Genomic DNA, 22285 nt, shown 5'->3' with positions numbered 1-22285 from the left:
ATTTACGGGGACCAATTTGCGATAAATATTCCATATCCGGAAGAAAGGGAGGAATATTATTATTTTTCTGCTTTATAAAACAATTACTTAATTTAGTTCACCTGAATATGTGAAACGCCAACAGCGTAACCTGGAAAACCTTAAACCAAAATCTGTCGATTCTTACTGTCTTTGTTAATCATAAATCTGAACAATGAAAATGAAAAACCTTCATTCCCTGTTAGCAGGTATGCTATTGCTGCCTACCCTTTTTATGGCCTGTAAACGATCTCCCGGCGGGGAATTGCAGCCCATGAAAGATAAAACCAAATCCGGTCTGGAAAATTTTGTACCCAGCGCGTATGCTTTAAACGTTGTTTACTTTGTGCCTTCCGATGGCGATACCATCACAAACTACCGGGCACGGCTAAACGGTATTTTACAGCAGGGGCAGCGCTTCTATGGAAAGTGGATGAGCTACTACGGTTATGGCGACCGCTCCTTTGGCCTGGCGCTCGATTCCGCAGGTAAAGTAAAGATCACCGTAGTAAAAGGCGCGCTGCCAAAAACCGGTTATCCTTATGAAGGAGGCGGCAACACTGCTATCGGTGAACTGAACACCTGGTTTGCTGCGCATTCGGCAGATAAGCACAGTGAACACACGCTTGTTATTATGCCCGCCAGCACCTATGCTTCCGATGGCGATCCCGGTGGCGTACCCTTTTACGGCTTGGGCCGCTGGTGCTTTGCACTGGACTATGCCGAAATGGATACCAGTTACCTCGGTCAGAACACCACGCTGGGCAACCGCGCTACCAAATGGATAGGTGGCCTCATGCACGAACTGGGCCATGGACTTAACCTGCCGCATAACAAAGAGAAAGTATCGGAAGCCGCTGATCCGGCTAAGGGCACGGCGCTCATGGGCAGCGGTAATTATACCTACGGCAAAAACCCTACTTTCCTTACTGCCGCCAGCGCTGCTATCCTCAACAACTCGCAGGTATTCCGCACCAGCACCGCCACAGGTATTTACGGCGGTGGAAATACCACTATCGATATCATCAAAGCCAGTTATACCGGAGGCAACATTGTGCTGAAAGTGAAATTCTCTTCCACACAAACCGTGAATAACGTAAACGTATATAATGATCCGGAAGGAGGAAATGATTATGATGCCGTGCCATGGGTGGCTGCGCCTTCCGGCGATAGTTTCCAGCTGAGTATGCCCATCAGTGAACTTCATACGAAGACAGGCAACTACGCCCTGCGTATCCGCTTCCTGTATACCAACGGCTCCTCTACTGAAATCTCTTACCCGTATTCTTTTGTAAATAATGAACCCGTACTGGATATCAGCACCAAAGATGAATTGAATAAATCCTCCTGGAGCATCACGTATGTAAGCAGCCAGGAAGACGACGGCCCCGCCACTAACCTGCTCGACAACAACCAGGCTACCGTATGGCATACCCAGTGGAAAACAGTACAGCCGGCGCATCCGCATACAGTGATTGTAAATATGAATGCCATCAGATCCATACAGGGACTGGCATTCCTTCAACGGGCCAATCTCAATGGTTCTCTGAAAGACATTTCGGTGTTTACCAGTACCGATAATGTAACGTATACATCGAGGGGAAACTATACACTGGCGAATGTAAACAGTAAGCAGTATATCTCTTTCGGGGCAGCTGTTTCTGCAAAATATATCAAAATCGTGACCGCTTCCAATTACTCAGGCTCACACTATGCAGTGCTGTCAGAGTTGGGTGCGTGGTAATCACATCTCCCGAAAAATTTAAACAGGGTACGGTATCACTTCCGTACCCTGTTTGTTTTATTTCAGTTGGCGTTCCACATATATCCGGATGGCCTGTTGCATAAAACTGCCAAAAGCCGGATTGGCCAGGCCATTCACCTGCATATACCGTTCATCGGTGGCAAGCAGATCGCCCAGCCCGTTGTAGGCTGCTGCCTGATTACCGGTTTTACCCCAGAATTGCAGGATATACCTGTAATGCAAATCTATTTCCTGTTGCACCTGTTGGCTGGCAGGGTCCAGGTGAGAGAGCGATGCCAGCTTTTCCCAGTTGGCCTTAAAGCCTTCCTGTAGCTGTTCATAGCTGTCTTTGTCCATTTCCAGTAATTGCTTTTCTGCATGCGCTACCTGACCGGGCCATTTTTCCTGTGCTTCCCGCCGCCAGGCTGCTGCCTGTTCTTTGGGCAGTCCTGCATATAGATCTTCTACGTTCATGTTTACATTGTTTTTTAGATGAGAGATGGTTTTCTCTACTGTAGCCACCAGGGTTTGGAGGCGGTCTTTCTTCGACAAAAGCATTTGCCGGTGCCCTTCCAATGCATGGATCAGGTCAAAGCCGGGATCATCCAGTATGCTGGCGATATCCTTCAGCTCTACATCCAGTTCACGGTAAAACAGGATCTGCTGCAACCGGAGCAATTCCGCTTCACCATACACCCGGTACCCCGCGGAGGTCCGCACAGAGGGCGTCAGCAAACCAATCTGGTCATAGTAGTGGAGCGTGCGCACACTCACACCTGCCAGTTTTGCCAGTTTATTTACCGCATATTGCTTCATCATCCTGGTTACTATTAGATTGAAAACGAAGTTAGGGTATGACGTAGCGTTAGAGTCAAATCTTTTTCCGGATTTTTTTTGGGAGACAAAAAAAACAGCCGGCACATTGGCCGGCTGTTTTATCTTTTCATTATATCTTACCTCTTTTTACTAGAACCCGTAACGGAGCCCCAGCTGGATCTGCCATGGGTTACCACCTGGTACCACCACGCCCGAGTTCACGTTTACGTTATACTTGTAAGTAGACGTAACGGGATCAAAACCACCTAAAGAATAAATATTCTGTTTTCCCAGTAATTTACTGGTACCCCATTCTTTATTAAACACATTGGCGAGGTTAAAGATATCGCAGGATGGTTCAAGATATTGCTTCTTGCCAAACCGGATCTTTGTAGCAATCCTCAGATCCCATACGCCATAGAAACCATTTACACCGCCATTTCTTTCGGCTACTTTCCCGCTGCTTTTGTGGATATAATCTTTTACGCTTTCATCCGCCAGGGGATTATCTAAAATCGCCTGGAGATCCGTGCGCATCTTTTCCGGCACGCTGGGATTATTCACATCAAATACGTAGGCCAGGTCGTTTGAGTTTACAAAGTCGCCATTCACGTTACCACCTACTGCCAGCGAATAACGTGTACCGCCTATGCCGGAATAGCGCACGCCCACATTAATGCCCCAGAAAGTAGGCAGGGTACCATATACCACTACCTTATGACGGAACTGGTTATCGGAATAACTCATAGTGCTGAGATTACGCGGATCGTCTTTTACCATCAGCGACAACGTAGCAGTATTGGCCACGTCGCCGTTGTAAGAGGTATTGTCTTTTGCATCGTTCCAGGTATAGCTAACAGACACCTCTCCGTCTCTGAAATAACGGAAGGTACCATCCACCACAAATGCAAACTGGTTCACTTTACCATCGCTGTTCAGTTCCAGCACGCGTCCCACATTGGTGGTTTTACGGCCTTTGGTCCAGTCGGTAGCGCCATTGGTTACATTGATAGTAGATGCGGGTACATATACACCGCGGTTATCTTCATTCGACAAACGGAAGAAAGGCTGATCAGCCATGTTCCTGTCTACATACATATAATTGTGACGCGCAATAGTGGTGAAGAAAGTCACCCCCATTTTAAAGCGGTCGGAGAACAAGTGATTATAGGAGATATTCGCTTTATACACTACCGGGATCCTGGCATCCTTACCGTTCATATTAATGGTACCCTGGCGCGGCAGCCCGAGCTTGTCGAACATTTCCTTGCCTGGTGCGGTTGAGGGATCTTTACGGTATGCCGGGAAATCGGGAACGGGCACACCGGCGCCCTGGATATCAACGGTGAGTACTTTGGTGCCATCAAACAGCATGTTGTTGATCATGGCATAGTTGTTTATGTCTGACCCAAAGATGGCTGCACCGAAGCGCAGGTAATCCGTATGCTTTTCTTTGATATCCCAGTTGAACTGGATACGTGGCTGCAGCTGGAAAGTTTTCAGCGAGTTGTCGGTGCTCAGTCCAAGCTCATCATACACCGTTTGGTTAAAGTTTGGCTTGTTCAGGTAAGTGGTATAATCGGCACGGATACCGGCGATCATTTCAAAACCCGGGAACAGGTAGGTTTGCATCTGCGCGTACAACGCACCGCTGAGAATATTCTGGTTCACGCTGGGATCATCTGCCAGCGCTACTTCGCGGGCATAACGGTATGGTTTCAGGTTATTGAAATTATCCATACCGGTGAAATAATAACGCCCGTTCATTTCACTGCCATACAGTGAGTTCATGTGGCTGTACATTATATCTGCGCCGAATGTATAGTTGGCTTTATTGGTATTATAATAAAGATTATCTACCAGCTGGAATACGTTATTATAGAAGTGTTCCGGTGAATAGCGTTGTCCGCCGAGCTGGATAGAGGTAAATACCGGTTTGTTGTCAATGGTCGACTGTACTCTTTCCACGATGGCGCGTGGAATATTCTGCGCCGGCAGCTGATCGCCGGGTGAACTCTCTTCAAAAGTATACAGGTGCTGCAATTTCAGCTCATTGGTAATCCGTGGATTCACCACCGTACGGAGCGTAGCCAGCAAGCTGTTGTTAACGGCATGGGCATCCGCATATACCTCGTAGAGGTTGATGGCAGTGTTATCGTCACGGCCTAATGGTGCGCGGTCGTTTACATAGTTATCGCGGATAGTGAGGAGGTTCCGCTCGTTGAGCTGCCAGTCGATACGTGCAAAAGCCGCATCTGTACCGCGTTTCTTATTAAACGACCCAAACTGCGGCGTGGAGGCTACTCCATATTTACTGCGGGCAATATCGAGGTAGGTATCCAGCGTAGACTGTGTAACGTTGAACCGTTTTTCATCCGCCGGCGTTTTGATATCCGCCAGTTGCAAGGGGCGTGAGTCGGCCTGGTGATCCCATGCCAGGAAGAAGTGCAGTTTATTTTTAATGATAGGACCTCCCAGGGAGAAGCCATATTGATAGGTGGAGAAGTCGTTCTGGCGCCTGTTGCCGCGGGCGTCGTATTTACTGGACAACGCATCGGCCCTTACGAAGGTGAAGGCGCTACCTGAAAAGGTGTTGGTACCTGATTTGGTTACGGTGCTGATGGTACCGCCGCCGCTGCGGCCAAAGGTAACATCATACTGGTTGGTGACCACTTTAAATTCCCGGATGGCTTCCATTGAAATAGCATATGGGCCGCCGATACGGGTGTTGGTGCCACTGCTGGAAGTTGGATTCTTCGCAGAGGTTCCATCAATGGTGATGTTGGTAGAAGAACCGAGCTGTCCTGCCAGGTTGCTTCCGCTGCTCAGCGGCGAAAGGTCTATAAGGCTGCTGAAGTTACGGCCATTCACCGGCAGGCGGGCGATATCCCTTGCCGATACCGTCGTGGCTGCACCAAAGTTCTCCGTTTTGTTGCGGAGTGCAGCGCCGGACACGGTGATCTCCTTGATATCCACCGCGGATGTTTGCATCTGGAAGTTAGCGCGGATTACATCGCCCTGGTTGAGTGAGTAGCCGGTACGTCTTTGTTCCGCATATCCCATCGCTGTTACCTGGATAGTGTATGGTCCGCCGAGTGGCAACTCTTTAATAAGGTATTCCCCTTTGGCGTTTGAAATAGTGCGGCTGCTAAAGCCGGTTGATTCGTTGCGCACCAATACGGATGCCCCGGGAATGAGTTGTTTGGCATTATCAGAGACAATCCCTGAAATCGAAGCCTGCGTTGTTTGTGCAAGCAATGGCTGCCTGATGATGCAGCATAATAACAGTACTGACAGAAGTGTGAAGATAGGTTTCATGAGCGCGAAAATATTACAGGATAATTTGAATATTAAGTGTTCACTGCATTCGTAACATAAAGTTCATATCCGGGAGGATATGTCTGCGTCACACTACGAGCGATATGGTTGAATGCTGCTCTCTGCTGATATTAAGATACGCAAATAGTTGGGTATTCACAACGCGGAGTTTGTCTTACTCAGGATTAAACTTATTTCACTGATTACGCTGATTTGATCACTTTTTGATTTTAATAGATTTGGGGAGATATAAGCGGAGGTTGTCTTACTGCCTGATTAAACTTATTTCACTGATTACGCTGATTTGACCACTTTTGATTTTAATAGATTTGGGGAGACGTAAACGGAGGTTGTCTTTCTGCCTGATTAAACTTATTACATTGATTACGCTGATTTGATCACTTTTGATTTTAAAGGATTTGGGGAGACGTAAGCGGAGGTTGATTTTATTTTCTGAGTTTTTTAACCGTTGTCTTTTTGCTTGATTATGTTTATCTTTATGATGTGCATAAAGCATTGATATCCAGACCCCTTCTTTGATGCAACGCGTCTAAACAATATTGTAAAACCCACTCTAGCGAATTGATACACAATACATTACGGATCAAGTCCACGTCATCTCCACATCAACAGCGGGTTATAAGCACGTATAAAGCAGGTGCAAAGCAGGTGTAAAGCATATGTAAGGTATGTGTAAAGCGGGGGCTATCCCATCTCGCGTCATCTTTTAGATATCCCACAAAAAGTAAAATCCTTTAAAATCAAAAGTGATCAAATCAGCGTAATCAGTGAAATAAGTTTAATCAGGCAGAAAGACAACCTCCGCTTATATCTCCCCAAATCCATTAAAATCAAAAAGTGGTCAAATCAGCGTAATCAGTGTAATAAGTTTAATCCTGAGTAAGACAACCTCCGCTTATATCTCCCCAAATCCATTAAAATCAAAAGTGATCAAATCAAAGTAATCAATGTAATCAGCGTAATCCTGAGTAAGACAACCTCCGCGTGAACCGGTCCATCAGCTCCATTGAGAGTATAGCCTGCTCCGCAGAGCAGGGATTGGCGCCTTTACCAAGGAAAAAGGCGGTCACCTTTTCTATCATGGGTTGCTGCACATGCTGCAGCGGATCAAAAATGAATTCTTCCGTATGTCCGTCTTTGCGCAGGGTTATTTTACTGCCAAATACGGGGAAGCTGATTGTGCCGGATGATCCGGTTATCTCGCAGCGGTCCTGCTGATCAGCGGGCGATACCGTGAAGCACCACATGCCGTTGAACACCACCCCGTTTTCAAATAAGATGTGGCCGGTAACGAGGTCGTCTGCCTGGTTTACACCGGCCTGGTTTACGGCAATGCCGGCAGCATGTTTTGGTTGGCCGAAGAAATAGATCATCAGGTCCAGCTGATGCGGGGCCAGGTCGTGAAACAGGCCGCCTCCGGAAATGGCGGGATCTATCCGCCAGTTAACCGCTGAATCTGCAATAAGGGCAGAGGCCGGCGGTTGCAGCATCTGCAGGGATACAAAACGGATATCCCCGATGGCGTTCTCCGACAACAGCTCTTTTACTTTCAGAAATACGGGCTGCTCGCGCCGGTAGTGTGCCACGCTTAATTTTACATGGTATTTATCTGCTGCGGCTTTCATCCTGATGGCCGACACTGCGTTCAGCGTCATTGGCTTTTCCACGTATACCGGCTTGCCCTTCGATAAAGCCAGCAGGGTGTATTCCTCATGCTGCAAAGGTGGTGTGGCAATGTATATGGCGTTGATCTCCGGGTCGTTGATCAGTTGCTCCGCGTTATCGTACCATTTGGGTACGCCATGCCGCAGGGCATAGTCCTGCGCCTTTGCGGCGTCCCTGCGCATGACCGCCACCAGGGAGGAATGCGGCACTTTATTAAAAGCCGGGCCACTTTTGACTTCTGTCACATCTCCACAACCTATAATTCCCCATTTTATTTCTTCCATAATGGTGCTTATAATTATGCAAATAACATAAATTCATTTTTTAAAACAGGGATATTTATTTCAATGGCCAAGCTAAAGAAGGAATTTTATCAGCAGCATGAGGTAACTACTATCGCGAAACAATTGCTGGGCAAAATACTGGTGACGCGTATCAATGGCGTTCGCACCGCCGGTATGATTGTGGAAACAGAAGCCTATGCCGGCGCCGGGGACAGGGCATCGCATGCGTGGAATAACCGCCGTACCAAACGTACGGAAGTGATCTACAAGCCGGGAGGATTTGCCTATGTATACTTATGCTATGGCATTCACTATCTCTTTAATGTGGTGACTAACATCGAAGATACGCCCCATGCAGTATTGATCAGGGCGCTGCAACCTGTAGATGGTATAGAAGTCATGAAGCAGCGGTACAACAACAAGCCCTCCGCCAAACTCACAGCAGGACCCGGTAGTCTCTGCAAGGCCATGGGTATTGATGCCAGCCTGAATGGCGAGAGCCTCACGGGAACGAAAGTATGGATAGAACCCGGCGAAGACATCCCGGAGGAAGCGATGACCGTGTCAACCCGTGTGGGCGTGCAATACGCCGGGGAAGATGCTTATCTCCCCTACCGTTTCAGCATTAAAAATAATGATTGGGTAAGCAAAGGAAAAGGGCTGTAAAGATTATTGCCCCATCTTCTTATTAATTTTTCCTTCCAGCGATGAAATGATATTTACACAATCTCCCAGGCGCGAATAAGCCGTGCTGCCATCCAGCGCCAGGTCCTTTTTAGTAACCTCCAAACCGCCGAGGAATGCTTCCAGGTATGATAAATACTTTGGCTGATCGCCGTATAACGCGTTGTAAATTTCTTCGTTGAGCTTATCCCCTTCCGCCTGGAGTGCAGGATTCACCAGGTCGGTTACCCCGCGCAGCTTTTCCATTACTGCACTCATCCTCACTTTAAGCGCTTCCAGGTTGTAATCGTCCTTTTTCCCGGGAGCAATATTGTTCCTGAACAAGCTATCCGACAATGTTTTCCGGGCTTTCCGGTAATTATCCAGTTCCTGTTTCAGGGATTCCAACTGTTGATTCAGCTGTTCTCCTTTTTCACGTTTGAAATATTTATCGACATCACTATCCAGGTGTTTCACCCAGGTGAGCATATGAAAAGTGATATCTGTAACGCCCGGTTTTTCTGATTGTGCCAATGCGCTGAAGGAAAAGAACAGCATACAGCAAAGTGCTGATCCCGCAAGTACTTTACGTAGTTTCATTATAGTGAGTTAATAGCCTGTGCCACTGAAAATAAGCAATTTTTTATTATTTGTAGTGAGATAGCGCATCCACCATATAAGTTTCTGATTTTATGCTATATTCGGCCACGTGTTGCGAGTAATATAATATACCTGGTGAATGTTCAAGAAGATCTGTTTTCGTGCCGCATTGTTTATTGTTCTTACCGGTTGCCTGTCGTCCCCTGCCCCCGTGCATCAGGGCAAGGTTTATGTCAGCAAAGAGGGCGGGCAATACCTGCTGTACCGCGAGGGACAACCCTTTGCCATAAAGGGCGCTGCCGGTTTTGAAAATCTCCGGGAACTACATGCAGCAGGTGGCAATACCATCCGTACCTGGGATACTTTACACCTGGATAAAATACTGGACGACGCATATGCCAATCATATAGCGGTGATAGCGGGTTTCCCCATGCCGGTGAGCGGATTCTTACCCTACTATAATGATACCGCTAAAGTAGCGGCGCAATACACAGCCTTCAAAAATGTAGTAAACCGGTATAAATCGCATCCTGCATTGCTGATGTGGTGCCTGGGCAACGAAATCGACTTTCCCTACAAACCGGCATACAGCAGCTTTTACAATGCCTATAACCACCTGCTGAAAATGATCCATACGGATGATCCCGATCACCCGGTGACTACCGCGCTGATAAACTTTAACAGGCGGTGTCTTTATAATATCCGGTTAAAGGTGCAGGGGCTCGACCTGATCTCCATGAATATTTTTGGCGAGCTGCACGACCTGCAACATAACCTCGAAAAATTTTCGTGGTACTGGGATGGTCCTTTCCTGGTGACAGAATGGGGGATTAACGGTCCGTGGGAGTCGCAGTTCACCAATTGGGGAGCGCCCATTGAGGTAACCAGTACCAAAAAGGCGCAACAATACCTGGAGCAATACCGGCAATATATGCCGGTGAAAGACCCGCGGTTCCTGGGCGCCTGCGTTTTTTACTGGGGCCAGAAACAGGAGGTAACACATACCTGGTTCAGCTTATTTTCAAAAGAAGGCAGCGCTTCGGAAACGGTATCCGTTATGGAGTACCTGTGGACCGGCAAATGGCCGGCCAACAGGGCGCCCGCGTTAAAATATATGCTGCTGAACGGCAAAGGAGCCGGGGACAACATCTTATTAAATCCCAACAGCCTGCAAACCGCGGAGATACTGTTGCAGGATACCGCCACCGGCCCGTTACATATCACCTGGGAAATTCTGGCGGAAGACTGGTACACCAGCAATAACGATGCGTCCAACCAGCAGCCACCCGTTGCTTACAACAACCTGCTGCTGCCTGCCCAGGGAAATAAAATCGCATTCCGTTCTCCCCTAAAAGAAGGACCTTACAGGATCTTTGCAACTGTTTCCGATAATAAAGGACATTTTGCTACTGCTAATACACCATTTTACGTAGTCAGTCAATAATGAGTAGTCCATCACCTATTTTACCACCCTCCCGGCGTGAACGCTTTACGCTACGGCTGATGATCCTGCTGGGTGTATGCAGCATGGCTTATCTGCTGTTTTGCCTTTTAAACAGGGCGCAGATAGGGTATGCTCCTTTTTACTGGATCCTGATGGCGGGTCTTTTTTTCAACTGCCTCACGGTACTCCATGAGTGGTATCACTATTTTTCCATTTCAGTACCGGAAACGCCGGAAATGGAACACCCATTTACGGTTGACATCTTTACTACCTTTTGCGCAGGTGAACCCTATCCCATGATCGTGGAAACGTTAACGGCTATGCAAGCCATTACCTACCCGCACACCACTTACCTGTGCGACGAAGCCAATGACCCTTACCTGGTAGAAGTATGTAAACAACTGGGGGTAAAACATGTAACAAGATTTACACGTGAAAATGCCAAGGCCGGCAACATCAACAATGCATTGCGACAGGCCACCGGGGAGCTGTGCGTGGTCATGGACCCGGATCACGTTCCTTCGCCGGATTTCCTCGACGTGATCGTATCACATTTCAATAACCCGGAAGTGGGGTTTGTACAGATTGTTCAGGCGTACAGCAACCTGGGTGACAGCCTCGTAGCGAAAGGCGCCGCCCAGCAAACGTTTCAGTTCTATGGTCCTATTATGGCCACCATGAATAGTTATGGCACCGTACTGGCCATAGGCGCCAACTGCACCTTCCGGAGAAGCGCGCTGGATGCTATCGGAGGACATGCCAGCGGTCTTGCGGAAGACATGCATACCGCCATGCAGCTGCATGCCAAAGGTTGGAAATCGGTGTATGTGCCGGCGGTACTCAGCAGGGGGCTGGTGCCTGCCACCATGTCGGCCTATTACGCGCAACAGCTCAAATGGGCGCGTGGTACCCTGGAATTACTGGTTACTTCCTACCCGAAATTGTTCCGGTCTTTTACCTGGCGGCAACGCCTGCATTACGGCACTATTCCCTTTCATTATTTGTCCGGCATTGTTTTCTTCATCAATTTTCTCATCCCCGTTCTCTCCCTGTTCACCGGATTGATACCGTTGCGGGTCGACTTTATCAACTTTGCATGGCTGGGATTACCGGCTGTTACCGCGATTATCCTTATCCGTCATTTTGTGCAGCGATGGGTGATGGAAGAAACCGAAAGAGGCTTTCATGTGGTGGGCGGACTGCTACTGATCGGTACCTGGTGGATCTATATCCTCGGACTTGTATATACCATGATCCGGAAGAAGGTGCCGTATATTCCCACCCCTAAAGATGATACCGGGCAGGACAACTGGCAACTGAACATCCCTAATATGCTGGTGTTGCTTACTTCGCTGACGGCGATTGTTTATGGGCTGTCGTACGACTGGAACCCCTATTCCCTTGTGATGGCCGGCATAGCAGGCGTGAACTGCCTGATCATGAGCTTTAATATTATTGCCAGTCTCCGGCTCCGGCGCTTATCCGTAAAATATCACTGGCTGAGGATCGTGCTCGTATACCCGTTACTGTTAAAGAAACAATTATGGCTTTTCCGGCATCTTCATTTGTATGCCGGTTTCCGTAAACTGGGGTTGCCTTTACTGCTCGTGGTGGTGTTATTAACCGGGTACATGATGACAAACAACCCGGAACCGGCTGTCGTTATGCATCCGCCCACACATAAACAAACCACATTTTATACGGGGATATTCAGTCCGGCTGACACAAACGGCCTCACGGCGATTCAACAGGTAAAGGATTACCAGCAACAGTTTAACACCCGCTTCAACATCATATCGTTATACCTGCCCTGGGGAGATGCGCCGCAATGCAACCTGCCCGACTCGCTGATAGCAACCATTTACCGCAACGGATCAATGCCCATGATCACCTGGGAGCCCTGGACTTCATTGTTTGAAAACGCGGCAGCCAGTAAAGAACAAAAAGTCTTTGCCCGCATCAGCGCAGGGGACTTTGATCAATACCTGGCGCATTTTGCTGCGCAGATGAAATCGTTGAACCGCCCGGTGTTCCTCCGCTTTGCGCATGAGGCGGATAACCCCGCCTATCCATGGTCACCAGCCGGCAACAACACGCCGGAAGAATTCAAGGCCGCCTGGAAATATGTACATGCCCTCTTCCGGCGTAACGGGGCCGGCAATGTTATCTGGGTGTGGAACCCGTGGCGTGCCGCCGCGGCGGAACAATACTTCCCGGGCACGCCGTATGTCGACTGGATCGGGGTAACCTGCCTTAACTACGGACCACAAAATGAGAACGGGCAATCCTATGCTTTCCGGGAGTTATATGCGCCGTTCCATCAGCTGCCGGTATTCCGTTCAGGCCTGCCCGTGATGGTGGCAGAAATAGGCTCACTGGCCGCTGCCGGTAACCAGCAACTATGGCTGGATGATGCATTTAACGCCATCGACCATTCATTCAGTGAAATACATGCCTTCGTATTATTTAACAGCGACCAGGATAAAAACATACTGCGTCCTGTTGCAGGAGATGTGCTCCGCTGGAAATTACAGGAACCGGGGAAAGTATTTGCCGCCGCAAAAAAGTATATCCGTATCCGTGAGTCTGAAAAACCCATTGCTTACGCCAGCATGATCACCGCCCCTGCAGCCGGGCGGATGGCGGCAGCCATACCGCTGCCGGATACCATCAGGGGAATCAATTACCAAAAAGGAGAAAACTGGTTCAGGAATTTACATGCCCTTACCCGGCGGGAAATCATTAAAGATTTCACCGGGATGAAAGCCGTTGGCGTAAATACCATCCGCCGCTTTGGCCCTGGTGTGTACGACCGGAACATCCTGCATGTGGCAAAAGAAATGGATCTGCACATCCATTACGGCTTCTGGATACCTGCCATAACAGATATGGATAAAGATGCTACCATGCTTTCGGATCTCCGGAAAACTATTCTTAAACGGGTAGAAGAATTGAAACACGACCGGAGCATAGTAGCCTGGAACATTGGTGATACGGTATGGCAGCAGCTGTCAAAAGATTATTTTAAACCGGAGCTGCTCTATCAGCAACAAAGCTTTCTTACCTGGTTAGGCAGCCTGATGGCCGCCATAAAAGCGATAGATACTACCCGGCCGCTGACCATGGATGTAGCCATTAACAGCAACATCGCCGGCACACTGGAAATACTGCACCAGCAACTACCGCAGGTGGACGCTTTTGGCATCGTAACAGGCAACGACACCACGGGTTTATCGCAGCTGGTCACCGTAAACGTTCCGCATTATTTCAGCCAGATACCTGTAACCGCTTACACCCATTTACCCGGTCGCCGGCAATCTGCTTTCATTACCAGCTGGCAGGACCTGGAAACACGGGACTACGTAACATTTGATGGCCTCACGGACCACCAGGGAAGATATAAATCCTCTTTTTACCAGCTGGGACGCTACTGGCAGCATTCCTTCCGTGAACCTGCTATTCCGCGTATTCATATACTCCGGCCGGCCCGGACTAATTATCCCGGCAGCCGGCTCACGTATCATGCGCTTCTTTACAGCAACAATGAATGGATACCAGCTACCAATGATACCCCTTTAAAGTTTGAATGGTACCTGGTAAAAACGGATAGTTATGGCAACAGTATTTTTCTAAAGAAACTGGGCGCCGGCGCCAACGTTACTATCTCCATACCTGAAAACCCGGAACACTACAGGTTATACCTGGAAGCAACAAAAGATGATCAGGTGGCTACCGTACAATCGCAGCTGAATATCCCGCTATAGACTTCCACCTTCATATGGTTTTATAAGATACATCCGGTTTAGCCGGTTCAAAACACCCTACTTGTAAAGTTTATTATAAATAACATAGTACTATGTATAGGATAGTACCATGCAATGATCTATCTTCGTACCAGATCAGCCATTATTTCATCACATTAACAATTACTCTAATGAAAAAACTACTCATAACTGCCACTATGGTATTAACATGCCTGCTGTCGTTCCGCAGCATTTCCATAGCGCAGCACAACGACCAGCAACTATCTGCGGTGATCCTGCACAACGATAGCCTTTTCTGGCAGGCGTATAATAGCTGTGATATAACAAAGATGATGGAATATTTCTCAGAAGATATAGAGTTCTATCACGACAAAGGCGGCATCACCCTGGGAATACCGGCTATGGCCCAATCATTTGAAAAGGGCGTTTGCGGCAACAAGGAGCAATTCACTTTGAGAAGAGAGGTGGTCGACAGCAGCATCAAAGTATTCCCGCTCAAAAAAGACGGCGTGATATACGGCGCTATACTTACAGGTTCGCACCTGTTTTATATACACAATAAAGGAAAGAAAGAATATGCAGATGGGTTGGCAAAGTTCACCCATCTCTGGCTGCTCAAAAACGGTAGCTGGAAAATGACACGGGTACTGAGTTACGACCACGGTCCGGCGCCGTATGTCAATAAAAGAAAGGCCCTTACATTACCGGCGGATGTACTGCGTAGCTACGTTGGTAAATATAAGGGACCTCAAACCACATCCGAAATAAAAACGGAAAATGGTTTACTCATCATGTTGATAGGCGATAAAAAGTTTTCGCTTTACGCGGAGAAAGAAAATCTTTTCTTTTCGAAAGAACGGGACCTCACCTTTGAGTTTATAAAAAAAGGAAATGAAGTGATAAAGCTCATTGTGCGTGAACGTGACGACGTAACGGAAGAATTACAACGGGATAGCCAGGGGACGGACGGGCGCCCCGCTGGCGCCTCTTAACTTCAGCGGCAGCCCGATAAAAACGAACGTGTTTATTTTTGCGGCAGATAATTCTTCGAGATATAACAACTCTATAAACATTACCCCTTTTTGGGCCAGCAGGTAGGTATGCCCCGGCAGCCAGTTATGATTATTGCCGGAGGGCATCACCTCTACGCTCAGGTTATCGGCGCCCAGCGTCATCACACCTTTTTCTTCTATCAGCCACTTTATGGCTTCCATACTCATACCCGGCGTGTTGCTCATAAACCGTTCGGTATCGCTGTAGAAATATTTCATGAGCCCTGTTCTGATCAGCACAATATCGCCTTTGTGAATATCGAGGTGCTGCGCCTGTACCAGTTGCTGCAGTTCGGCCAATGTGATCACATAATTTCCGGGAAGCACCTCTACTCCTTTCCAGGCGGGAACGTCGATCAGCACAGCCCTTCCGATAATGGGCGGAATATTCTCTGCCCCGCCTTTATCCCAGCCACGGTCGCCCAGGTGTTCATCTGCGGTGTATCCGTTCCAGATCTTACCATTCAAACCAAAGTGGGAAAGCGCATCGATGTGCGTACCGGTATGCGTGTACATGGAGATGGCATCACCGGTATAGCTTACTTTTTTGTTCATGTCATCACCCAGTTTGGTGACGTTGCCCACAACAGTACCGCGGGGTGTATGCGTAAGCCAGTATTGATAAGGAGGATCGCCCAGTGCCGTGAATCCCGGCATTCCCGTAAAATATTCCACCCCAAGATCATAAACCTTTCCCGTTCTGATGTTGGAGAACAGGGAAAGGTTATTACTGTCGCTCATCATATTCAGCGTGCCTATTTCGTCTGATTTTCCCCAGGGGCTCACCCCTGCCTGTTCCGATGCATGCGTGCTTTGTCCTGTTGCGGTGATAGTTCCTGCCAATGGCATCGCCAGCAGTAACCGCTTATACCAGCTGTACCTGTTTCGTGTATTCATCTTCGTTAATTTTTATGTTACGCACACAAAATTAAAGGGGAAGGTGACCACGCCGCAGGTACAATGCGGGGATTGTGCTGTAATTTCCGGGGTTGGTTTTACCGGTAATATCCATGATAATAATGATGATGATGACGCGGATAATACCCGGGCCTGTCGCGCACAACCAGGCAACTGCTTAATCCGGCTATAAGTAAAATGGTAACGATAAGATATTTTAACGTTCTCATGATGGCAAAATTTGAATGTGTGATGAATAGATGGAAGTTTAGCGACTGCAGGCGGTTTAAGCTTCTTGTTCATCTACATAAATGATAAAACTATGCCAGAGTGAAATGAGAACTGTTATCTATTGTTAACGCGTTGCTGATACCGGGTTACACGAGACTGTACAGCGCTTCCCTGTTGAATCCCCGCAATTCACCCAACCGGTTTTCTTTCACCTTTTGCACCCAGTGAGGATCTGTAAGAATAGACCGCCCAACTGCCACCAGGTCAAATTCGTTATCGTCCATCCTGCGCACCAGGTTTTCAAGAGATGCGGGCGCGGAGTCCTCCCCCTTGTGCAATGAAATAATATCTTTATCCAAACCTACGGAACCCACTGTGATAGTAGCTTTCCCGGTCAGTTTTTTTGCCCAGCCGGCGAAGTTTAATCCAGATCCTTCAAACTCCGGTTCCCAGAAGCGGCGTGTGGAACAATGGAAGATATCGATGCCTGCATCTGCCAGTGGCGTTAACCACGCTTCCATTTCCGCCGGCGTAGTGGCGAGTTTACTATGCAGGTCGGTGAGTTTCCATTGCGACAATCGCATCATGATGGCAAAGTCCTCACCTACCTGCCGCCGTATTTCTTTGGTGATAGCAACGGCAAACCGGCTGCGTTCTGCCAGTGTTTTACCACCGAAAAAATCTGTCCGCTTATTGGTGTTATCGCGGAAAAACTGGTCGATTAAATAACCGTGGGCGCCCTGTATTTCCACGCTGTTAAATCCCATGCGTTTTGCATCGGCGGCGGCACGGCCAAAGGCCAGGATCGTATCCGCAATAGCGGCGTCGGTCATGGCCACACCGTTGCCTATTGCGGAAGGACCTTCAAACGGCGCCGGCGGCAGCCATCCGGAAACATGGTTTTCCTGGATGCCGCAGTGCCAGAGCTGTGGCGCCATCTGGCCGCCGGCAGCCAGCACGCGGTTGATCACCTGCTGCCAGCCGGCCAGCGACTCCCCGCCATAAAATTTAGGAACATTTGCTTCATTCGCGGAAGAAGGCCGGTCGATCACCGTTCCTTCAGATATAATCAGACCTACTTCTCCTTCGGCCCGTCGTGTATAATAATTTGCTACGTCGCCGGTGGGAACGCCGCCCGGAGAGCAGGACCGGGTCATAGGAGACATTACAAAGCGGTTCTTTGTATGCAATGATTTCAGGGCAAATGGCCTGAATAAGCTGCTGGTATTCATATTGCGTTGTTTATACCCTATGACGACCGGCATCGCCAAAGGGGGACAACGCATGTTAATATTCGCCGAACATTTTATTGATCTCTCCATAAGGTTTTGCCTCCTCTGCATAGCTGAAGGTGCCCTGGTGGAGTATTTCCTCCGCCGCCCGGAAAATGGCGCCATATGCCGCTCTTATCAGCGAGGAGCCAATGCTTACACGTTTTACGCCCAGGTCTTCCAGTTGCTGCAATGAAAAGTTACCGCCGGAAAGTCCCATCACCACGTTTACAGGACGGGGTGCTACCGCTTTTACCACAGCGGCTATTTCCTCCGGCGTTTTCAGTCCCGGTGCAAACAGCACATCGGCGCCGGCGTCTGCAAAAGCTTCCAGCCGCCTGATGGTATCTTTCAGATCGGGGCGGCCATAAATGAGATTCTCCGCCCGCGCAGTGAGCATAAAAGGATGAGGTAAGCTCCGCGCTGCCGCTACAGCGGCTTTCACGCGCGCCACAGCAACATCAAAAGGATATATCGGATCTCCCGGTTTACCGGTGGCATCCTCTATAGAACCTCCGGCCAACCCGGCTTTTGCGGCGAGCAATATTGTTTCGGCACATGCCGCGGGATCATCGCCAAATCCATTTTCCAGATCGGCAGCTACCGGCAAAGCAGTAGCGCTGATAATGTCCCGGACGTTTTGCAGCGTTTCTTCGCGGGTAACAGCCGCATGGCCATCGGGTTTACCCAAAGAAAAGGCGAGGCCGGCGCTTGTAGTAGCCAGTGCTTTAAATCCAAGCGTTTCCAGTATCCTTGCGGAACCTGCGTCCCAGGGGTTGGGCGCAATAAAAATACCGGGGCGCTGGTGGAGTGCCTGAAATGCTTCGGCCCGGGCGCGTAATGAGTTTTCTGCTGATGGTTTCATATCGGGTATTTACCCGGTAAATATAATCACTCCTGCTCTCCCAACATATGCGCCAATATGGCTGCGCATTTTTCGCGGCAGGGAGCATAAAAATGGCCATGTTGCCAATAGTCGGATTTGGGTGATTGTCCCCACCAGAATTCGGCCAGTGCCAATGGCTCCATCCCATGCTGAAAAGCATATTGCAGCAACTTCGGGGCGGCGCATTCGCCGGCGCCCGCCGGTGGCTTTCCGGAAGGCGTATGCGCAAAAATCTCTGTTAAACTTTTAGATGTCCCGGCTTTGTTCAGAAAGTGATACTGTTCAAAAATTTTATGCTGCAGTGCAGTAGAATGGTTTTTCCGTAATATTTTGAGCAGACGGACCTGCGCTGCGCTTTCGTCGTCGGTAAACGATTCCAGGAGGCTGATTTCTTTGTTGATGGTGGTGAGCTTTAACATGCCGGTATTCACAAACCCGCCTGGCTCCAGTCCATCGAAAACCGGCGGCACAAACTTCGCGTGGTGGTTGCCACCTGCCAGTTTCCCTGAAAATGCCGCCAGGTAACCCAGCTCATTATCCTTGGTCCTAACGATCAATACGCCGAACATCTTGCCAATAACGGTACCCGCCGCATTACCCGGCAAACCGAAGTTATGCTCCCACTCCTGCTGCTCCAAATGCGCCTGCAAATGCTCCGCTGCCAGCAGGCAAAGCGGGTGCGGCGCATCGTTCAATGAAAAAGTAAGCCCTGCGGCTAATTCACTAACGGTTGTTGATTCGTCGAAAGGGCTGAATGCCGACGGCTCATAACCCACACTATCCATTACCAACGTTGTAAAATTTAATAAAAAAAGCTTCAGTATAATCTGAAGCTTTTTTATCTATGACCCTTACGGGATAATATATGTCTTAAATGCAACATTCCGGGATCGCCTCCCGGACCAGTGTCACCTGGTCAGACCTGAAAAAACTTTTAATCGCCGCAAAGGTACAAAAATACAGGCTGCCGGGCTACATGGATTCTTTAAAATTTAAAGGCAATGCCAAGCATCAACCGCCGTGGCATCTGCGGGTTACCACTGGCATCCCAGTAGCGCTGATCCGAGAGGTTATCTGCCTTCACAGAAAAACGGTAACGTTTTGTATTATAAAACACCACGGCGTTTAAAATGGTGTATCCCGGCACTGTAATGGTGTTAAGATCATTCCAGAAAGCACTGCTGCTGTAATTACCGCCAAAACCTGCACCAAGGCCGTTTAAACGCCCTTTTACAAAGCTATAGCTCACCCACAGGTTGGCTGCATGCGCCGGTGGGCCGGCCGGCCGCTTGCCCTCATATCCCTTGTTGGTTTTCAGGAAATAAATATCATTGTAAGCATATCCTGCCACTACATTTAAACCAGGCAATATGGTGCCGGTAACTTCGGCTTCCACTCCACGGCTTTTTTTAGTACCATCCTGGATACTCGCCGCCGGGTTACCAGGGTCCTGGCGCACCACATTCTCCACGAGTATATTATAATAGTTAACGGTACTACTGAGCCGTCCGTTCAACAACTCCATTTTCACCCCGCCTTCTGCCTGCCGTGCATTTTCCGGTTTGAAACTGATCCCAAAAATATCCTGTCCATACACATTATTAAACCCGGTCTGGTAGTTGGCAAACAGGGAAACTTTGTCTTTTATCACCTCGTAGGTGGCGCCAAACTTCGGCGACAGCGACGTTTGGTCGTAATCGCCCGATGTTTCACCCGTTTCCAGTACTTCTGTTCCTTTTTTGTTATCGAAGTAGTTGATCCGTAAGCTGAGCAATACATTTAACCTGTCGGTCAGGGAAATAACATCCGTTACATAGGCGGCATAACTCACCGGCTTGCTGAGGGTGGTTACTGCTGCCGCTTCGCCATCTGCCAGCACTTTGGCGGCATTGATCGGCGGCACAAAGGATTTTGTGTAATCCAGTCCGTCTACCAGTACTGTATTTCCCAGGGGCGAATAACGGGTGTCGCGGTGCAGGTAATCCAGGCCTACCAGCAGGCGGTTACGCAGCTTACCAATTTTAAAATCGCCCGTCAGGTTAGGTTGTATAGCCAGTGATTTGGTGGCGTTGGAAAAAGCGCCGTAATAGCGCCAGAGGCTATCTTTCTTAAAATTCAGGAAAACGTTACCGATTTCGTAATTGTAGTCGGAGTAGTTTACATTCACATCCAGCTTCCAGTCATCCGAAAAGCGGTGGGTGATCTTTGTATAAAAGCTCCGGATATTAAATGTACCACTCAGCTTATTGGAGCCATAGGATTTAAAGTAATCGCGTTGTAACTGGTTGATGTTTGTAACACCCGGCACATCGATACCGCTTACCCGCACCGGTGAATTGGCTTTCATGTTGAGGAATTCTGTGCTGAAGAGAACATCTGTGCGGTCATCCAGTTTATAGGAAAACGACGGTGCAATCGTATAGGATTTTTTAAACCCGTAGTCCTGGAAACCGTTGTCCCAGCTGCCGGCGGCATTAACGCGGAAGAGTGCTGTTTTATCTTCATTCAGCGGCGTGTTCACATCCACGGTTAAGCGGCTGTAACCATAGCTGCCAAGATTGGCATCTATCTCGCCGGCTCTTCTGTCGAAAGGTTTTTTGGTAACGCGGTTGATCAACCCGCCATAAGAAACCCCGTTAGCGCCAAACAGCGTGCCGGAAGGGCCTTTGATCACTTCTATTCGTTCTGTGTTCACCGGATCAGCGTTCACTCCCTGGTCCACATACATGCCATCCCTGAAGTTATCGCTGGCAACAAATCCACGGAGATATACCCAGCTGTTATATCCGGGTCTTATTAACGCACCGCTAACGCCGGGAATAGCTCTCAGTGCAGATACATAGTCCACGATGGCCTGCTCCTGCAATAAAGCCCTGGATGCCACTGAATATACCTGTGGGTTTTCAAGGTTGCGCAGCTGCATTTTGGCTACGTACTCACTTTCCTTATCGGCTACGCGGTACTGGTTTCCCACCACTACCACTTCCCCCAGCGACGAAGCTGTTTCTTCCAGCTTTATAGCAGGAATACCGGTAACCGCTGCATCGGTGATCACCACCGGCTGTTCCAGGCTTTTAGCGCCGATAAAAGAAACAGTTAATGTATAACTCCCGGCAGGCGCCTTTATTTCAAAATGTCCTTTTTCGTTGGTAACGGTATAATACCGGGTGGACTTTAACCCCACTGTTACGCCGGGCGCGGGTTTGCCGTCGGCCGACAGCACCTGTCCCTTTATGCCGGTAACACCATTTTCTGCCCGCAGGAACAACGGCAACAGGAATAAAAGAAAGGTGGAAATATAAAAAAAGATATAAGGTTGGTAGCGTTGCTTCATATTTAAAATTTAGTATTGCAAAGAGAATACATGTGGCGCCAATGTGTTTATGTAATCCGGAATTTTACAGCTGAACAGCTTTGAGGGAACAGATAGCCGGAAAACCAATGCTGTAAAGGTATTCCTTGCCGGAAACCGGAAACTGCAAATGCTCAAATCAGAAAAAAAAGTCCGGGACATTCCCGTCAAAAGAGCTTACTTTTGGTAAACAAATCAACCGCCAGGCCACAGCACCCCAAAACACTGATTGCCGGCAAACGCCGGGCGTCAGGCACTT

15 protein-coding genes are annotated in these 22285 nt (G+C 48.7%); 5 read left to right on the top strand and 10 right to left on the bottom strand.

Translation table 11 applies throughout. From position 1 onward, the window contains the following. Nucleotides 1–193 precede the first annotated feature (193 nt). Nucleotides 194–1762: a discoidin domain-containing protein gene (locus tag AB6805_RS24030; RefSeq protein ID WP_370912000.1), complete on the top strand. Its 1569-nt coding sequence runs from the start codon at nucleotides 194–196 to the stop codon at nucleotides 1760–1762. 57 nt (nucleotides 1763–1819) lie between these two features. On the opposite strand, the gene AB6805_RS24025 is transcribed toward AB6805_RS24030, so the two are convergent. The 3 genes from AB6805_RS24025 to AB6805_RS24015 all read right to left on the bottom strand — a co-directional run bounded on the left by AB6805_RS24025 (nucleotide 1820) and on the right by AB6805_RS24015 (nucleotide 7866). Then, nucleotides 1820–2581: a MerR family transcriptional regulator gene (locus AB6805_RS24025; protein ID WP_370911999.1), complete on the bottom strand. Its 762-nt coding sequence runs from the start codon at nucleotides 2579–2581 to the stop codon at nucleotides 1820–1822. 147 nt (nucleotides 2582–2728) lie between these two features. Continuing rightward, nucleotides 2729–5896 carry a carboxypeptidase regulatory-like domain-containing protein gene (locus AB6805_RS24020; RefSeq protein WP_370911998.1) on the bottom strand — a complete coding sequence of 1056 codons (3168 nt, stop codon included), beginning with the start codon at nucleotides 5894–5896 and terminating at the stop codon, nucleotides 2729–2731. 974 nt (nucleotides 5897–6870) lie between these two features. Beyond that, complete coding sequence (locus AB6805_RS24015) at nucleotides 6871–7866, bottom strand: Gfo/Idh/MocA family protein (protein ID WP_370911997.1); 996 nt, start codon at nucleotides 7864–7866, stop codon at nucleotides 6871–6873. A gap of 63 nt (nucleotides 7867–7929) precedes the next feature. Here AB6805_RS24015 and AB6805_RS24010 point away from each other — a divergent pair, with 63 nt between their 5' ends. Further along, the gene (locus AB6805_RS24010; RefSeq protein ID WP_370911996.1) at nucleotides 7930–8532 is read left to right on the top strand and encodes a DNA-3-methyladenine glycosylase; all 603 of its coding nucleotides are present in this window, start codon (nucleotides 7930–7932) and stop codon (nucleotides 8530–8532) included. 3 nt (nucleotides 8533–8535) lie between these two features. Here the strand turns inward: AB6805_RS24010 and AB6805_RS24005 are convergent, their stop codons facing one another. Then, nucleotides 8536–9129 carry a hypothetical protein gene (locus AB6805_RS24005; protein WP_370911995.1) on the bottom strand — a complete coding sequence of 198 codons (594 nt, stop codon included), beginning with the start codon at nucleotides 9127–9129 and terminating at the stop codon, nucleotides 8536–8538. A 139-nt stretch (nucleotides 9130–9268) separates the two neighbouring features. On the opposite strand from AB6805_RS24005, the gene AB6805_RS24000 reads away from it, so the two are divergent. From AB6805_RS24000 to AB6805_RS23990, 3 genes are all read left to right on the top strand, one after another. Beyond that, nucleotides 9269–10573, top strand: a complete 1305-nt coding sequence (locus AB6805_RS24000) for a glycoside hydrolase family 2 TIM barrel-domain containing protein (RefSeq protein ID WP_370911994.1) — start codon at nucleotides 9269–9271, stop codon at nucleotides 10571–10573. Then, a complete protein-coding gene (locus AB6805_RS23995; protein ID WP_370911993.1) occupies nucleotides 10573–14337 on the top strand; it encodes a glycosyltransferase family 2 protein in 3765 nt (1254 codons plus the stop codon). The genes AB6805_RS24000 and AB6805_RS23995 overlap by 1 nt, the downstream gene beginning before the upstream one ends. A gap of 170 nt (nucleotides 14338–14507) precedes the next feature. Then, the gene (locus tag AB6805_RS23990; RefSeq protein WP_370911992.1) at nucleotides 14508–15329 is read left to right on the top strand and encodes a nuclear transport factor 2 family protein; all 822 of its coding nucleotides are present in this window, start codon (nucleotides 14508–14510) and stop codon (nucleotides 15327–15329) included. On the opposite strand, the gene AB6805_RS23985 is transcribed toward AB6805_RS23990, so the two are convergent. From AB6805_RS23985 to AB6805_RS23960, 6 genes are all read right to left on the bottom strand, one after another. Next, nucleotides 15279–16286 (bottom strand): cyclase family protein, encoded by a 1008-nt coding sequence (locus AB6805_RS23985; protein ID WP_370911991.1) that lies wholly within the window; start codon nucleotides 16284–16286, stop codon nucleotides 15279–15281. The two genes, AB6805_RS23990 and AB6805_RS23985, sit on opposite strands and share 51 nt — an antisense overlap. Nucleotides 16287–16384: 98 nt before the next feature. Next, complete coding sequence (locus AB6805_RS23980; RefSeq protein WP_370911990.1) at nucleotides 16385–16516, bottom strand: hypothetical protein; 132 nt, start codon at nucleotides 16514–16516, stop codon at nucleotides 16385–16387. A 147-nt stretch (nucleotides 16517–16663) separates the two neighbouring features. Beyond that, nucleotides 16664–17749, bottom strand: coding sequence for an NADH:flavin oxidoreductase (locus AB6805_RS23975; protein WP_370911989.1), 1086 nt, complete (start codon nucleotides 17747–17749; stop codon nucleotides 16664–16666). Between the two features lie 55 nt (nucleotides 17750–17804). Continuing rightward, a complete protein-coding gene (locus AB6805_RS23970) occupies nucleotides 17805–18653 on the bottom strand; it encodes an oxaloacetate decarboxylase (RefSeq protein ID WP_370911988.1) in 849 nt (282 codons plus the stop codon). Nucleotides 18654–18679: 26 nt separating this feature from the next. Beyond that, the gene (locus AB6805_RS23965) at nucleotides 18680–19459 is read right to left on the bottom strand and encodes a pseudouridylate synthase (protein ID WP_370911987.1); all 780 of its coding nucleotides are present in this window, start codon (nucleotides 19457–19459) and stop codon (nucleotides 18680–18682) included. A 200-nt stretch (nucleotides 19460–19659) separates the two neighbouring features. Then, the gene (locus tag AB6805_RS23960; RefSeq protein WP_370911986.1) at nucleotides 19660–22008 is read right to left on the bottom strand and encodes a TonB-dependent siderophore receptor; all 2349 of its coding nucleotides are present in this window, start codon (nucleotides 22006–22008) and stop codon (nucleotides 19660–19662) included. Nucleotides 22009–22285 lie beyond the last annotated feature (277 nt).

Source organism: Chitinophaga sp. RCC_12 (assembly GCF_041360695.1).
In the GTDB taxonomy this organism is placed as follows: Bacteria; Bacteroidota; Bacteroidia; order Chitinophagales; family Chitinophagaceae; genus Chitinophaga.
Note: the sequence above shows the minus strand (reverse complement) of the source record. Positions and strands in the feature narration are given on the sequence as shown.